Consider the following 15,822-nt stretch of genomic DNA (forward strand, 5'->3'; position numbering starts at 1 on the left):
TTTTTTCATAAGGAAGGAAACTCGATGGACAGGCTCGACAATCAACTGCACCAACTGCATCACGAGGGTTTGCTGATCCTCACCAACGTCGCCGATGCCGCCGGTGCGCGGCTGGTGGAGCAACTGGGCAACAAGGCCGTCGCCACCAGCAGTGCGGCGGTGGCCTGGGTACATGGCTATCCGGACGGCAACACCCTGCCCCTTGAGCGTCTGGTCTCGACGGTCGAGTCGATTGCCCGGGTCATTTCGGTGCCACTGACCGTGGACATCGAAGCCGGTTATTCCGATGACCTGGAACGGGTGGCAACAGTGGTTGACGCCGTGATCGCCGCCGGCGCTGTCGGAATCAATATCGAGGACGGCTCCTCGCCGCCGGAATTACTGGTACGCAAGATTGAAACCGCGCGCCAGGTGGCCGATCGACGTAACGTGAACCTGTTCATCAATGCGCGCACCGATGTTTATCTTCGGGGTCTGGTGCCTGCCGAAGATCGCGTCGCCGAAACCCTCGAGCGCGCCAAGCTGTATCAGGCGGCCGGTGCCAATGGCCTGTTTGCGGCGGGCGTTACCGCGGAGTACGAGATCAAGGCGCTGTGCCACGGCACCTCGCTGCCGCTGAATGTGCTTGGCTTCCCGGGCCTGCCGTCGCCCGAAGTGCTCACAGAACTTGGTGTGCGCCGCCTGTCCGCAGGTTCAGGCATCGCCGAATTCCTCTACGGTGCCATGGCCGGCATTGCCAAAAGCTTTCTGCAAACCGGCAAGTTCGATACCCACGACCTGAAGGCCCTTACCTATGGCGAAGTGAACGCCCTCTTGAAACCGTCCGGGAAAGCCTGAGCCCATGGCCGACGGCTATCAGGCGGCCAGTGAGTTCCTGGCGGCCATCGATGACGACTGGCGCCGCCACATCGACGCCGTCGGCCCGTGCCTGCACCAGCCGCATGCGGCCCGTGATCCCTATGAGTCGCTGGTGCGGGCGATTGCCTATCAGCAACTGCACGCCAAGGCCGGCGATGCGATTGTCGGCCGGCTGCTGGCACTGTTCGGTTCGGGTGCGTTTCCCAAGCCTGAACAGATCGTCGCGACCGATTTCGACCGACTGCGCAGTTGCGGATTTTCCGCGAGCAAGATCGCGACCATTCAGGGTATCGCCCAGGCGTCGCTGGACGGCGTGGTGCCCGATTACGCCACGGCGCTGGCCATGGACGATGAAGCACTGATCGAGCGCCTGATCACGTTGCGCGGCGTGGGCCGCTGGACCGTGGAGATGCTGCTGATCTACAGCCTGGAGCGGCCGGATATCCTGCCGGCCGATGACTTTGGCGTGCGTGAGGGCTATAGGCGACTCAAGGGCCTGGAGGTGCAGCCGACACGCAAGCAGATGATCGAGATCGGGTTGGGGTGGAGTCCGTACCGGACGGTGGCCTCCTGGTATTTGTGGCGGGTGCCCGGGCGGTAGACCGCGTTATCGTTCATCGCGAGCAAGCTCGCTCCCACTTGGACTCTGTGTACATAAAATCTTTGGCAGACACAAAACCTGTGGGAGCGAGCTTGCTCCGGGCGGCGATCCGACGATGGCGTCAGTAGCGACACCACATCATCCAAAACCAGTCACAACCCCGACTTCAACCGGCTGAACGCCCTGATCAACGCCCGGTTGAACGCCTTGCCATTGTCATTCTTGCTGTACAGCGAAGCCCGGACCGCGGCCGGCGGATACGTCCCCGGATCGTTGCGAATCGCCGGGTCGATCAAGCCGTCCGCCGCCGTAATCGCATTGGCGTAGTGGATGGTGTCGGTGATCGGCGCGATCACTTGCGGGGTCATCAGGTAATCCATCAACGCCAGGCCGGCCTGCGGATGCGTCGCGTCCTTGGGAATGACCATGGCATCGAACCAGATCAACGTGCCCTCCTTCGGAATCCGGTACTTCAGCGAATACGGCTTGCCCGCCGCCTCGGCCTGGCCCGCCGCGATGGCCACGTTGCCGTTCCACGACATCGCCACGCAGGTGTTGCCGTTGGCCAGGTCGCTGATGTTCAGGTCGTTGTCGAAGTAGCGGATGTACGGACGAATCTTCGCCAGTTGCTGCTCGGCCAACTTCAGGTCATCGAGGTTCTGGCGGTTGATGTCCAGGCCCATGTACTTCATGACCGCCGCAAACACTTCGTTGGGATCGTTGAGCAAGCTGACCCCGCAATCGGCGAATTTCGAGACCACGGCCGGATCGAACAGCATCGCCCAACTGTCGGTCGGCGCGTCGGGCAGGCGCTGTTTGACAGCCTGTTCCTGATACCCCACACCCGTGGTGCCCCAGGCGTAGATCCCGGCATAGCGGTTGCCCGGGTCGAACACCGCCATGTGCTGGCGGAACTCCTCGCCGACGCCGGCAAAGTGCGGCAGTTGCTGCTTGTCGACCGTCTGCACCGCGCCACTCTCGATGGCCCGGGACAGATGCTGCCCCGCCGTCAGCACCAGATCGTAGCCACTGCGGCCGGTGAGCAGCTTGGTCTCGACGGTTTCCAGTGAGTCGAAGTGGTCGACCACCACATGGATGCCGGTTTTCGCTTCAAAATTCTTCAAGGTGTCCGGGGCCAGGTACTCGCCCCAGATGTACAGGTTGACCACCGGTTTGGCGGTGTCGGCAGCCTGCACACACAGGGGTGCAAGCACCAGCAGTATTGCTTGAGTCAGTTTGTGCAGGCCCACGATCACGCTCCCTTTTTGCTGGAGGTCGTGGCGGCGTACTGCGGCATGGTGATGCACGCGACGTTGCCGCCACCGAGGAGGATTTCCCGGGAGTTTTCGATGCCGACGATGCTGTGTTGCGGGAACAGCTCGGCCAGGGTCGCCAGCGCCACTTTGTCGTTGCGATCACCAAACAGCGGCACCACGATGGAGCTGTTACCGGCGTAGTAGTTGATGTACGACGCGCAGATTTTCGTCCCGGCCTGGCGGGTATGGGTGCTGTCCTGCCGGTCCAGGCCTTCGGCTTCTTCGGCGGTCCACTCCAGCACATCCGGCTGCGGCAGCTTGTGCACGATCAACTCGCGGCCACGACTGTCGCGGGTGCTGCGCAGGATGTCGTAGGCCTCCTGATAGATTTCCCATTGCGGGTCGTCGCGGTTGTCGGTCCATTGCAACACCACTTCACCGGGGCGCACGAAGCACGCGAGGTCGTCGACGTGGCCGTCGGTTTCATCGAACTTGCAGCCCCGCGGCAGCCAGATCACCTGCTCGGCGCCGAGGTAATCGGTCAGGCGGCGGGTGACTTCGTCCTTGCCCAGGTGCTGGTTGCGATTGCGGTTCAGCAGGCATTGCTCAGTGGTCAGGATGCTGCCCTGGCCGTCGCTCTGGATGCCGCCCAGTTCGGCGATCAACGGTGCGCGATAGCGGTCGAAGCGTTCGATTTCGAGGATCTTGCCGGCGATCTGGTCGTCCTTGTCCCACGGATAGTACAAGCCGCCGTCGAGGCCGCCGTAGGCGTTGAATTCGAAGTCGACGCCGCGCACTTCGCCACGCTGGTCATTGACCACAAAACACGGGCCGCTGTCGCGGAACCAGGTGTCGTTGCAGGTCATTTCGACCACGCGTACTTGCGGCGGCAACTGGCGGCGCGCGGTGGCGAACTGTGCCGCCGAGGCGCACACGGTGACCGGTTCGCTCATGGAAATGGCGGTGACGATCTGCACCCAGACTTTCTGCGCCGGCTTGGCACCGTTGCGCCAGACGTCGGTACGCTCCGGCCAGCCGAGCCAGCAACCGGACTTGGCTTCGAATTCGCCGGGCAGACGGAAACCGTCCTGTTTGGGAGTGGTGTCGAGCAAACGGGCCATGGTCAAACCTCTTCAGCGGGGATTGGAATGATCACAGGCTAAGGGCGACAGCGACTGGCTCGCCAACGATGATTATTTCGGAATACTTGAATTCAACTCATCAATCGAGCAACTGATCGTTGAACCATTCCAGCATTTGCGCCACCGCCGGACGCTCCAGCCGCAGCCGCTCGCACACCAGCGCATATTGGCCCAGCGCGGTCATGCTCGAGGTGAACGGCCGTACCAGCCGCCCGCTGAGCAAATCTTCCTGGGCCGTCAAGTTGTCGCCCATGGCCACGCCCTGCCCTTGGGCCGCGGCCTCCAGTGCCAGCCCGGCGTGGGCGAAATACAATTGACGATCAGGGCGCTGGTCACCGGCATGGCTGGTAAGCCACGCGGTCCAGGTCTTGCCGTCCTGGTCGTCGTGCAGCAGACAGTGGCGGGCCAGGTCCTTCGGGGTTTTCAGTGTGCCCTGGTTGAACAGGCCGGGGCTGCACACCGGGAAGAACTGCAACGCAGGCAGCGGCCGGACGAAATACGCGGTGCTGTCCACCGGGCCGGTGCCGTAGGTGATCGCCAGGTCGATGTCTTCCCCGGGCGCCGTGGCGTCGATCGGCTGTTCGTACAGATGCAAGGTGATGTGCGGGTAACGCGCGTAGAAATCCGTGAGACGGCTCATCAGCCACTTTTGCGCCAGCTCGGCGGTGACCGCCAGACGCAATACCGCCAGGGATGAAGGGTCGCGCAGTTCATCGCAGGCATCACCGATCAGTTCGAAAGCCTGCTGCAAACTTTGCATCAGGCGCCCGGCGGCCAGGGTCGGGCGAATCTGCCGGCCCTCGCGCACGAACAGCGGCACACCGAGTTGTTCTTCGAGTTGGCGAATCTGGTGGCTGACCGCGCTGTCGGTGACACACAACTCGGCCGCCGCCCGACCGAAATGGGCGTGACGGGCGGCGCATTCGAAGGTTCGCAGGGCTGCCAGGGAGGGTAAGCGTCGCATGGGGGTCATGTCCCGGTTTCGAGGGGGACATGCTGACTTGGCCTTGAGTGGGCGTCCAGTGGGACCGCGTTATCGTTCATCGCGAGCAAGCCCGCTCCCACAGGGGATTGCATTCCAAATGTGGGAGCGAGCTTGCTCGCGATGGGGCCAGTATATTCACCATAAATCCACCGCCCTATCACGCCGACTGATCAACGATGACACTCCCCCGAACCCGGCGCATGTTGAACCCTCAACCGGAGGGATTCGCCATGCTCAACACACTCAAACAGATCAACTCAACCTCGGCCTTCAACCGCTGGGCCGGCTTTGAAGTCACCCGCGCTGAAACTGGTGGCGACCGGCGACGCGATTCTGGTGCCGGTCGAGTAGCCCTTACGGTCTAGGCTGTTCAGGGTACGCTCAAGTCAGCCGGAGGCTCCCATGCATCTCGAAGGTTCCTGCCATTGCGGCGCGGTGTCGTTCAGTTTGACCAGCGCCCACCCCTACCCTTACCAGCGTTGCTACTGCTCGATCTGCCGCAAGACACAGGGCGGAGGCGGCTATGCGATCAACCTCGGGGGCGATGCCGCCAGCCTCAAGGTTCGCGGGCGCAAGTACATCGCGATCTACCATGCGCGACTCAAGGAGGACGGTGACAAGCGCGCCCACAGCAGCACGGCCGAGCGGCATTTCTGCTCGGTCTGCGCAACGGCTCTGTGGCTATTCAGCCCGGAGTGGCCTGAGTTGATTCACCCCTTCGCCTCGGCCATCGACACGCCGCTGCCGGTGCCGCCGGAGCACACGCACCTGATGCTCGGTTCAAAAGCGCCGTGGGTGGAGGTGCAGGCGCAGCCCGGGGATCAACAGTTCGATCTGTACCCCGTGGAGTCCATCGCCCAGTGGCATGAGCGTCTCGGCCTGGTCTGCCGAGAATAATTATCAGTTTTTTTCATACGGCAGTTCCCCTTTGCGTTTTTCGTTCGGTCAACCCCTCAGAAGCACTTCAACTACCGATCGATTCGATGCAAAGGGATCCCCATGTCGCACCCGTTTGTCGCCCATTTCCGTTTTGCCTTGTGCCCTCTGGCGCTGGCCCTGCCTGCCGCCCTGCTGAGCCTTGTACCCGTTGTCCACGCCGCTGAAACCGATGCCGAAAAGAACTCGGCCCGAGACGACGGCGTACTGCAACTGGGCGCAACGACCATTTCCGGCCAGGCGCTGGGCGCTACCACCGAAGGCACCCACTCCTACACCACCGGTTCAACATCCACGGCCACCGGCCTGCCCCTGTCGATCCGCGAAACGCCGCAATCGGTGACCGTCATTACCCGTCAGCAGATGGACGACCGCGGTGTGCAGAGCATCGGCGACGCGCTACGCAACACCCCCGGCATTTCGACGCAGAAGTACGACAGTGACCGCACCGAGTTTTCCGCCCGAGGCTTTGCCATCACCAACTTCCAGTACGACGGCGTGAACATTCCGTATGACGGTGTCTACGGTGAAAACCCTAACAACGGCGACGACGCGTCCAGCCTGGACCGCATCGAAATCGTCAAGGGTGCGACCGGCCTGATGACCGGTTCGGGCGACCCGTCCGCCACCGTCAACCTGATCCGCAAGAAGCCGACCAAGGAATTCAAGGCGTCGATCAGCGGCACCGTCGGTTACTGGGACGCGTATCGCAGCGTCGGCGATATTTCCGGTTCGCTGAACGACTCCGGCAGTGTGCGTGGCCGCTTTGTCGGCGCTTATTCCGACAAGAACTCCTACCAGGATCATTACAGCCAGAAGAAAGACCTGTTCTACGGCATCCTCGAAGCCGATCTGACACCCGACACCCTGCTGACCTTCGGCGTCGACAAGTCAAGCACCACCCCGCGAGGCTCGTCCTGGACCGGCAACCCGGTGTACTTCTCGGACGGAGGCCGTACCGACTTCCCCCGTCACTTCAACCCGGGCGCCGACTGGAGTCGTCGCGACTTCGACGACATCACTTACTTCGCCTCCCTGGAACAGGCTCTGGCCAACGACTGGAAGTTCAAGGCCAGCATCGACCAGAAAACCACCGACCACGACACTCGCCTGGCCTCGGCCAGCGGCGGCAACCCGGACCGCGCCACTGGTGAAGGCATGTTCCTGTACTGGGGTCGCTGGGAAGGTCATCGCGTGCAAAACACCGCTGACGTGAACGTCACCGGCCCCTTCACCCTGGGAGGCCGCGAGCATGAACTGGTGGCTGGCTTCATGGCTTCCCACTCGCGCCAGACCGGCGCGACCTACGACACCAGCGCCTTCGAATTGGTCCCGGGCAGCATCTACGACTGGAACGGCAATCTGCCGGAACAGAATTTCCCGAAAAACGGCAAGTACGAACGCACCCAAAGCCAGAATGGCCTGTACCTGGCCACGCGCCTGCACGCGACCGACGATCTGTCGATCATCCTCGGCAGCCGCCTGAGCACCTTCAAGTACAACGAGGATTATTCGTACTATCCGGGTGCGGGACTCGATGACACCCATGCCAGCTACAAGGAACATGGCGTGGTCACGCCCTATGCCGGTGTGGTTTATGACCTGGACGACACCTATTCTGCATACGCCAGCTACACCAGCATCTACCAGCCACAAACCTACAAGGACGCCAACGGTTCGACCCTGGCACCGGTCGAGGGCGCCAGTTACGAAGCCGGCCTGAAAGCCGCTTACTTCGACGGGCGACTGAACGCCAGCCTGGCCTTCTTCCGCATCGAGCAAGACAACCTCGCCGAATCGATCGGAACCAACCCGGTCACCAACGAAGGCATCTACAAAGCCATCGACGGCGCAACCACCAAGGGTGTGGAACTGGAACTGGCCGGTGAAGCGGCCGAAGGTTGGAACCTGTCGGCCGGCTATACCTACGCCCGCACCCGTGACGCTGATGAACAGCGCATCTTTGGCTTCCCGCTGGCGACCTCCAAACCGGAACATGTCGTGCGTACGTTCACCACCTACCGCCTGCCCGGCGCACTGGACCAGGTGACCATCGGTGGTGGAATCAGCTGGCAGAGCGCGTTCTACGGCAAGATCTACAGCCCGACAACGGGCGGCGACACCCGCATCAAGCAAGGTGGCTACACCCTCGTCGACCTGATGAGCCGCTACCAGTTCAACGAAAACCTGAGCTTCACCGTCAACGCCAACAACGTCTTCGACAAACGCTACCTGACGGGCCTGGGTAACTTCGACACCACGTACTACGGCGAACCACGCAACGTGATGTTGACCACCAAGTGGGATTTCTAAGCTGAGCGCCTGCCAGAAAACTGATACCTGTCAGTTAACACCGGAACCTGTGGGAGCGGTGTTTATGCCGCAGCCGGTATGCCGCTATGGAAGCGAAATTCCACATCCGGGGATTCGATCAGTTCCTGCTCGGCGGCACGGACCCTGTCGATCACCTGGGCGATGTCCTTGGCGTCCCCATATTGGTAGGCCAGCTTCAGGTAACCCTGGAAATGCCTGGCCTCGCTCTTGAGCAGACCGAAATAGAACTTGCCCAGTTCTTCGTCCAGGTGCGGCACCAGCGCTTCGAAACGCTCGCAACTGCGGGCTTCGATGAAGGCGCCGACCACCAGGGTGTCCACCAGTTTCACCGGCTCGTGACTGCGCACCACCTTGCGCAGCCCCGACGCATAGCGCCCGGCGGACAGCTGGCGCAGTTCGATCTTGCGCCGTTTCATCAGGCGCATGACCTGTTCGTGGTGCACCAGTTCTTCCCGGGCCAGGCGCGACATCATGTTGATCAGATCGACGTGGGAGTGATACTTGGCGATCAGGCTCAACGCGGTGCTGGCGGCCTTGAATTCGCAGTTCTTGTGGTCGATCAGCAGGGTTTCCTGATCGGCCAGCGCGGCCTGGATCCAGCCGTCGGGGGTGCGGCAGCCAAGGAACTCGTGAATTTCGGGAAGGATCATGGGGCTCACGGAAAAATAGGTTCAAAACGAAGGGCGCCGATTATACCGGCCTGCCCGCAGACCACCAGTCGCCGACCGTTGATATGCATCAAGTCCCCGAATCGCCGACAGCAACTATAGTTGTGCAACGCCGTGCTTTTTCATTTTCAGGAGATCCCGCTCATGCAAGCCATTCGCAGCATTCTGGTGGTCATCGAACCCGAGCACTCGGAAAGCCTGGCGCTCAAACGGGCGAAGTTGATCGCCGGTGTGACCCAGGCGCAGTTGCATCTGCTGGTGTGCGACCCCAAGCATGATCACAGTGGCATGTTGGGTGTGCTCAAGGCCGCTTTGACGGAGGACGGCTACAGCGTCACCACCGAGCAGGCCTGGAACGACAGCCAACACCAAACCATCGTCGATGTGCAGCAAGCCGAAGGTTGCGGCCTGGTAGTCAAGCAGCACTTCCCCGACAGCCCATTGAAAAAAGCCCTGCTGACCCCGCAGGACTGGAAGCTGTTGCGGTCCTGCCCGACTCCGGTGCTGCTGGTGAAAACCGCCGATTCATGGAAAGACAAAGTGATCCTGGCAGCCATCGACGTCGGTAACACCGACCAGGAACATCGCCACCTGCACAACACCATCATCGATCATGGCTATGACATCGCAACCCTGGCCAAGGCCCGCCTGCACGTGATCAGCGCCCACCCGTCGCCGATGCTGTCGGCGGCCGACCCGACGTTTCAACTGAGCGAAACCATCCAGGCGCGCTATCGCGAACAGTGCAAGGCGTTCCAGGCGGAATTCGACATCGACGATGACCACCTGCACATCGAGGAAGGCCCGGCGGATGTGCTGATTCCGTTCATGGTGCACAAACTGCAGGCAGCGGTGACAGTGATCGGCACCGTAGCGCGCAGCGGGTTGTCAGGGGCGTTGATCGGCAATACGGCGGAAGTGGTGCTCGATGCGGTCGAGAGCGATGTGCTGGTGCTCAAGCCGATGGAAGTGGCGGATCATCTCGAGGAGATTGCGGACAAGCATTGAGATTTTTGCTGTTTGGCCGGACGCCATCGCGAGCAAGCTCGCTCCCACAGGGGATTTGTGAACGACTCTGATCAATGTGGGAGCGAGCCTGCTCGCGATGCTCTTAGCCGCCAAAGGCGTCTTGCAGGAACCCCGGCGCAATATAGCGCTGGTAATGGGCTTCGGAGAGCAGGAAAAATTCCCGATCAATGGCGTCGCGCAATTCCGGCAGGTTCCACTCGCGAAACTCCGGCAGCAGCACCATCCCGTAGGCTTCCAGGTTGTTGATCACCCGCGCACCGCGCGCGATCAACTGGTAGGCCCAGCAATATTCCGACTGATGGGGCACGAAGCGGATCTTGCGCTGCTCCAGCTGCATTCGGAGCAGTGCCGGATCGAAAATTTCCACCTTGGCGGCCATCACCTGTGACAGCAACTGCTCAAGACGCAGCCATACCGCGCGCTTTTCTTCCTCGTTGTAACCGTTCCAGTGGATCACTTCGTGGTGGAAACGCTTGCAGCCACGGCACACCAGATCACCGTAAACAGTGGAGCAGAGGCCGACGCAGGGAGTCTTGATGGTCTGATTGGGCATAGATAGGCAAAACGCGAAAAAGCAGAACAGGCCGGCATGTTAGCCCTTTGTCGGCCATTGATCACCCCTCAAAGTTCAGGGCCTGTGGAGAATCGGGCTCTGGTGACCGCCACCACCAAAGTCCAATAAACACTGACTTACCTTTAATTTTTTTTTGCCGTAGAATCAGCCTGCCTTTTTAGGCGCCAATGTCCGTTAGAAGCTGTTTTCAAAGCGTCACGAGCACAGTCGTTCCTTCAGAGCGGTGTTGGCGAGGGGTTTTTCCAGCGGGGAAAAGCCCAACGCCAACCCTCATCAGCTCCCGTTCTGCAGGCGTAAAACTTTGAAAGCAGCTTCTGTAAGGAATTGTCGGTAATTCTGGCTAAGTGGCTCACAACGCCATGCAGCGCATGAGTACGGCAATTTCGGGATGAGCGTCCCGGACACCCATTTGGGACCACTGATGAGGGTAATAACTGTGCTTGAAGCCTACCGCAAACATATCGAAGAGCGCGCAGCACTGGGTATCGTTCCCCAGCCGCTAAACGCCGAACAAACTGCAGGCCTGGTCGAGCTGCTGAAAAATCCCCCGGCTGGCGAAGAAGCATTCCTCGTTGACCTGATCACCAATCGCGTTCCGCCTGGAGTGGACGAAGCAGCCTATGTAAAGGCCGGCTTCCTGTCCGCCATCGCCAAAGGCGAAGCCAAATCCCCCCTGATCGACAAGAAGCGCGCTGTTGAACTGCTCGGCACCATGCAGGGCGGCTACAACATCGTGACTCTGGTTAACCTGCTGGACGACGCCGAACTGGCTCCAGTAGCGGCCGAAGAACTCAAGCACACCCTGCTGATGTTCGACGCCTTCCACGACGTCGCTGAAAAAGCCAAGAACGGTAACGTTCACGCCCAAGGCGTGCTGCAATCCTGGGCTGACGGCGAGTGGTTCGTGAAGCGCCCGACCCTGGCCGACAAGATCAGCCTGCGCGTGTTCAAGGTCACCGGGGAAACCAACACCGACGACCTGTCCCCTGCTCCTGATGCCTGGTCCCGTCCAGACATCCCGCTGCACGCCCTGGCTATGCTGAAAATGGCTCGCGACGGCATCGTGCCTGACGCACAAGGCGTCACCGGTCCGATGAAGCAGATCGAAGAAATGCGCAACGCCGGTTTCCCTATCGCCTACGTCGGTGACGTGGTCGGTACCGGATCTTCGCGTAAATCGGCCACCAACTCCGTACTGTGGTTCTTCGGCGACGACGTTCCTTATGTACCGAACAAGCGTGCCGGCGGTTTCTGCTTCGGCAGCAAAATCGCTCCGATCTTCTACAACACCATGGAAGATGCCGGCGCACTGCCAATCGAATTCGACGTTTCCAACATGCACATGGGCGACGTGATCGACCTGTACCCGCATGCTGGCAAAGTCTGCAAGCACGGCACCGACGAAGTCCTGACCACCTTCGAAATGAAGACTCCGGTGCTGTTGGACGAAGTTCGTGCTGGCGGCCGTATCCCGCTGATCATCGGCCGTGGCCTGACCGAGAAGGCTCGCACCGAGCTGGGTCTGCCACCTTCGAACCTGTTCAAGAAGCCTGAAGCTCCGGCTGAAAGCACCAAGGGTTTCACCCTGGCGCAGAAAATGGTCGGCAAGGCTTGCGGCGTGACCGGCGTTCGTCCGGGCACCTACTGCGAACCGAAGATGACCACCGTGGGTTCCCAGGACACCACCGGTCCAATGACCCGTGACGAACTCAAAGACCTGGCGTGCCTGGGCTTCTCGACCGACCTGGTGATGCAGTCCTTCTGCCACACCGCGGCTTACCCTAAGCCGATCGACGTGACCACACACCACACCCTGCCTGACTTCATCATGACCCGCGGCGGCGTTTCCCTGCGTCCGGGCGACGGCATCATCCACTCGTGGCTGAACCGCATGCTGCTGCCAGACACCGTCGGTACCGGTGGTGACTCCCACACCCGTTTCCCGATCGGCATCTCGTTCCCGGCCGGTTCCGGCCTGGTTGCGTTCGCCGCAGCCACTGGCGTCATGCCGCTGGACATGCCTGAGTCGATCCTGGTTCGCTTCAAAGGCGAACTGCAGCCAGGCGTCACCCTGCGTGACCTGGTTCACGCCATTCCTTACTACGCGATCCAGGCTGGCCTGCTGACCGTAGAGAAGAAAGGCAAGAAGAACGCCTTCTCCGGTCGCATCCTGGAGATCGAAGGTCTGCCTAAACTGACCGTAGAGCAAGCGTTCGAACTGTCTGACGCCTCGGCTGAACGCTCGGCTGCCGGTTGCACCATCCAGCTGTCCAAAGAGTCGATTGCCGAATACCTGCAGTCCAACATCACCCTGCTGCGCTGGATGATCGGCGAAGGCTACGGCGATGCACGTACTCTGGAACGTCGCGCCCAAGCAATGGAAGCCTGGCTGGCCAACCCTGAGCTGCTGGAAGCGGACAAAGACGCCGAATACGCTGAAGTCATCGAGATCGACCTGGCCGACATCAAGGAGCCTGTACTGTGCGCTCCGAACGACCCGGACGACGCTCGCCTGCTCTCCAGCGTTGCTGGCGAGAAGATCGACGAAGTGTTCATCGGCTCGTGCATGACCAACATCGGTCACTTCCGCGCCGCCGGCAAGTTGCTGGAACAGGTCAAGGGTCAGCTGCCAACCCGTCTGTGGCTGTCGCCGCCGACCAAGATGGACGCTCACCAGCTGACCGAAGAAGGCTACTACGGCATCTACGGCAAGGCCGGCGCTCGCATGGAAATGCCAGGCTGCTCGCTGTGCATGGGTAACCAGGCACGTGTAGAGCCGAACTCGACTGTAGTGTCGACTTCGACCCGTAACTTCCCGAACCGTCTGGGTGACGGCGCGAACGTCTACCTGGCTTCGGCCGAGCTGGCGTCCGTGGCTTCCATCCTGGGTCGCCTGCCGACCGTCGAGGAGTACATGGAATACGCTGGCAAGATCGACAGCATGGCGGCCGATGTCTACCGCTACCTGTCCTTCGACCAGATCGCCGAGTTCCGTGAAGCTGCTGCGAACGCCAACATCCCGGTCGTTCAAGCCTAACGTTGCAACGCAATGAAAAACGCCGCCCATCGTGAGATGAGCGGCGTTTTTTTATGGCTGTTTTTTGTGTACATATCCGTTTCTGGAGTAATGGCTGCTATCTGTTCCGCGAGCCGACCTGGCTCTGACTGAGGTCCCCGAACCTCTGTAGGAGCGAGCCTGCTCGCGATGGTCGTCAACGATAACGCAGGCTGTCTGAATCCCCGCGGTGTCCCGGCGTTTTTCGCGAGCAGGCTCGCTCCTACAGCCGACCGCGGCAGACCGAATACCCCCGAGCCCCTCCAAAAAAAAACGGCCAACCCGAAAACCGGATCAGCCGTCATTCACTCAGCAAATCAAACAGCAATCACGCACTCAGCGAATAGACCAACGCCGAAATCGCCACCAGGCCCACCGCCGTCACGAAGACATTGGACGCCTGACCGCGATAGCGTGCCATCGCCGGCACCTTGCGGATGGCGTACATCGGCATCAGGAACAGGATCGCCGCGATCACCGGGCCACCGAGGGTTTCGATCATGCCGAGGATGCTCGGGTTCAGCGTGGCGACGATCCAGCACACCACCAGCATGAACGCGGCGGTCATACGGTCCAGGGCCTTGGCGGACGGACGCTTGCCGCTCTTGACGATCAGGCCCTTGAGGCCTTCGCTGGCGCCGATGTAGTGCCCCAGGAACGACTTGGAAATGGCCACGAAGGCAATCAACGGCGCCGCGAAGGCAATGGTCGGATTGCTGAAGTGGTTGGCCAGGTACGACAGGATCGACAGGTTCTGCGCCTTGGCTTCAGCCAGTTGCGCTGGCGACAGGGTCAGCACGCAACTGAAGACGAAGAACAGCACCATCACTACCATCAACAGATGGGCACGGGACAGGATCTGCGAGCTGCGTTCCTCGGCGTGTTCGCCATAACGACGCTTCTGGTCGACCGCAAACGCCGAGATGATCGGCGAGTGGTTGAACGAGAACACCATCACCGGAATCGCCAGCCACAAGGTGTGCAGCAGCGCCGACGGCGCAGGCACTTGGCTCGCGGTGGCGAGAATGCCGCCGTTCCAGTGAGGAATCAGGTACACCGCCAGAAACAGCAGCGCCACGATGAACGGGTAAACCATCAGGCTCATGGCCTTGACGATCATTTGCTCGCCGCAGCGCACCACGGCCAGCAGGCCAAGGATCAGCACCAGCGACAACACGGCGCGCGGTGGCGGCGTGATGTGCAATTGATGCTCAAGGAAACTGCCCACGGTGTTGGTCAGCGCCACGCTGTAGATCAGCAGGATCGGGAAGATCGCGAAGAAGTACAACAGCGTGATCAGCGCGCCGGCCTTGATGCCGAAATGTTCTTCCACCACTTCAGTGATGTCGGCGCCTTCGCGACCGGACAACACGAAACGGGTCAGTCCGCGGTGTGCGTAGAACGTCATCGGAAACGCCAGCAACGCCAGGATCAGCAGCGGCCAGAAACCGCCCAGGCCTGCGTTGATCGGCAAAAACAGGGTTCCGGCACCAATCGCCGTGCCAAACAGCCCCAGCATCCAGGTGGTGTCTTGGCGATTCCAGCTCGTAAGCGTCGCGGGTGTCGCGTCTACATAGCGTTCGTTAACGCTATTGGCCTGATCATTCATCCGGTGGGATCTCCACATTCCGGTCACTTGCCACCCGGCCAGGACGCGTCGGAATACCCGACAGGCGGCGCCCGGCCGAAACAGGGGCGCGATTCTGGAGGATTAGTGAGCAGAAGCAAAGACTTAGGTGAGGAACGGTGGTACCAGATAGACGAAAGTCCCCTGTGGGAGCGAGCTTGCTCGCGATAGCTGCGGCACATCCAACATCTACTTGCCAGACACACCGCTATCGCGAGCAAGCTCGCTCCCACAAGGAATTGCAGTGTTTTCGAGGCTACGTTTCATCGCCAGACAGCATCCACCGCTTGATAAAGGTCTACCATCATGTATTTTTAACCGACCTGCATTCCTTCTGGAGTCTGCCCATGCCACTGGTTCGCGTCGACATCCAAAAACACCGGGACCCCACCCACGCCAGACGCATCGGGCAACTGATCTATGCCGCCATGCGCCAGACCATTGGCGTACCTGAACACGACAACTTCCAGATCCTGGCCGAACACGACGAGCAGCATTTCATCTTTGATCCCGAGTATCTGGGCATCAACCGCACCGATAACCTGGTCGTCATCCAGATCACCCTCAACGAAGGGCGAACCCTGGAGCAGAAAAAAAACCTCTACAAAACCATCGCCGAAAGCCTTAATGCAGAGCTGGCGGTGCGCCTGGAAGACGTTTTCATCAATCTGGTGGAAGTGAAAAAAGAGAACTGGTCGTTCGGCAACGGGATTGCCCAATACGCCCTCTGATAGTCCACCTGCAAACCGAGAATGAC

Annotated in this window: 13 protein-coding genes; 7 read left to right on the plus strand and 6 right to left on the minus strand. The window is 60.6% G+C overall.

The genetic code is table 11. The annotated features are described in order from the left end of the window. Nucleotides 1-24 precede the first annotated feature (24 nt). The gene (locus AC1RS8_RS07445) at nt 25-837 is read left to right on the plus strand and encodes an isocitrate lyase/PEP mutase family protein (RefSeq protein WP_489340501.1); all 813 of its coding nucleotides are present in this window, start codon (nt 25-27) and stop codon (nt 835-837) included. A gap of 4 nt (nt 838-841) precedes the next feature. Beyond that, complete coding sequence (locus AC1RS8_RS07450) at nt 842-1,459, plus strand: DNA-3-methyladenine glycosylase family protein (protein WP_489340500.1); 618 nt, start codon at nt 842-844, stop codon at nt 1,457-1,459. A 152-nt stretch (nt 1,460-1,611) separates the two neighbouring features. Here AC1RS8_RS07450 and AC1RS8_RS07455 read toward each other — a convergent pair whose 3' ends face one another. The 3 genes from AC1RS8_RS07455 to AC1RS8_RS07465 form a co-directional block, all read right to left on the minus strand. Further along, the gene (locus AC1RS8_RS07455) at nt 1,612-2,709 is read right to left on the minus strand and encodes an extracellular solute-binding protein (RefSeq protein WP_489340499.1); all 1,098 of its coding nucleotides are present in this window, start codon (nt 2,707-2,709) and stop codon (nt 1,612-1,614) included. A 2-nt stretch (nt 2,710-2,711) separates the two neighbouring features. Beyond that, the gene (aguA, locus tag AC1RS8_RS07460; protein ID WP_489340498.1) at nt 2,712-3,836 is read right to left on the minus strand and encodes an agmatine deiminase; all 1,125 of its coding nucleotides are present in this window, start codon (nt 3,834-3,836) and stop codon (nt 2,712-2,714) included. A 100-nt stretch (nt 3,837-3,936) separates the two neighbouring features. Next, the gene (locus AC1RS8_RS07465; protein ID WP_090454991.1) at nt 3,937-4,821 is read right to left on the minus strand and encodes a LysR substrate-binding domain-containing protein; all 885 of its coding nucleotides are present in this window, start codon (nt 4,819-4,821) and stop codon (nt 3,937-3,939) included. Between the two features lie 423 nt (nt 4,822-5,244). Between AC1RS8_RS07465 and AC1RS8_RS07470 the strand changes: the two genes are divergently transcribed. After that, nucleotides 5,245-5,739 (plus strand): GFA family protein, encoded by a 495-nt coding sequence (locus AC1RS8_RS07470; protein ID WP_489340496.1) that lies wholly within the window; start codon nt 5,245-5,247, stop codon nt 5,737-5,739. Nucleotides 5,740-5,841: 102 nt separating this feature from the next. Next, nucleotides 5,842-8,091, plus strand: a complete 2,250-nt coding sequence (locus AC1RS8_RS07475; RefSeq protein ID WP_489340495.1) for a TonB-dependent siderophore receptor — start codon at nt 5,842-5,844, stop codon at nt 8,089-8,091. A 62-nt stretch (nt 8,092-8,153) separates the two neighbouring features. Here the strand turns inward: AC1RS8_RS07475 and AC1RS8_RS07480 are convergent, their stop codons facing one another. After that, the gene (locus AC1RS8_RS07480; RefSeq protein ID WP_090454987.1) at nt 8,154-8,762 is read right to left on the minus strand and encodes a MiaE family protein; all 609 of its coding nucleotides are present in this window, start codon (nt 8,760-8,762) and stop codon (nt 8,154-8,156) included. 162 nt (nt 8,763-8,924) lie between these two features. Between AC1RS8_RS07480 and AC1RS8_RS07485 the strand changes: the two genes are divergently transcribed. Next, nucleotides 8,925-9,788, plus strand: coding sequence for a universal stress protein (locus AC1RS8_RS07485; protein WP_057715063.1), 864 nt, complete (start codon nt 8,925-8,927; stop codon nt 9,786-9,788). 103 nt (nt 9,789-9,891) lie between these two features. Here AC1RS8_RS07485 and AC1RS8_RS07490 read toward each other — a convergent pair whose 3' ends face one another. Then, nucleotides 9,892-10,362, minus strand: a complete 471-nt coding sequence (locus AC1RS8_RS07490) for a DUF1289 domain-containing protein (RefSeq protein WP_057715064.1) — start codon at nt 10,360-10,362, stop codon at nt 9,892-9,894. Between the two features lie 457 nt (nt 10,363-10,819). On the opposite strand from AC1RS8_RS07490, the gene acnB reads away from it, so the two are divergent. Then, entirely contained in the window at nt 10,820-13,420 is a 2,601-nt protein-coding gene (acnB, locus tag AC1RS8_RS07495; RefSeq protein WP_340316407.1) for a bifunctional aconitate hydratase 2/2-methylisocitrate dehydratase, read from the plus strand. 346 nt (nt 13,421-13,766) lie between these two features. On the opposite strand, the gene AC1RS8_RS07500 is transcribed toward acnB, so the two are convergent. Then, entirely contained in the window at nt 13,767-15,047 is a 1,281-nt protein-coding gene (locus AC1RS8_RS07500) for a serine/threonine transporter (protein ID WP_057715067.1), read from the minus strand. 365 nt (nt 15,048-15,412) lie between these two features. On the opposite strand from AC1RS8_RS07500, the gene AC1RS8_RS07505 reads away from it, so the two are divergent. Further along, nucleotides 15,413-15,796: a tautomerase family protein gene (locus AC1RS8_RS07505; protein WP_340316213.1), complete on the plus strand. Its 384-nt coding sequence runs from the start codon at nt 15,413-15,415 to the stop codon at nt 15,794-15,796. Nucleotides 15,797-15,822 lie beyond the last annotated feature (26 nt).

The organism is Pseudomonas sp. GW821-FHT12A04 (assembly GCF_058807755.1).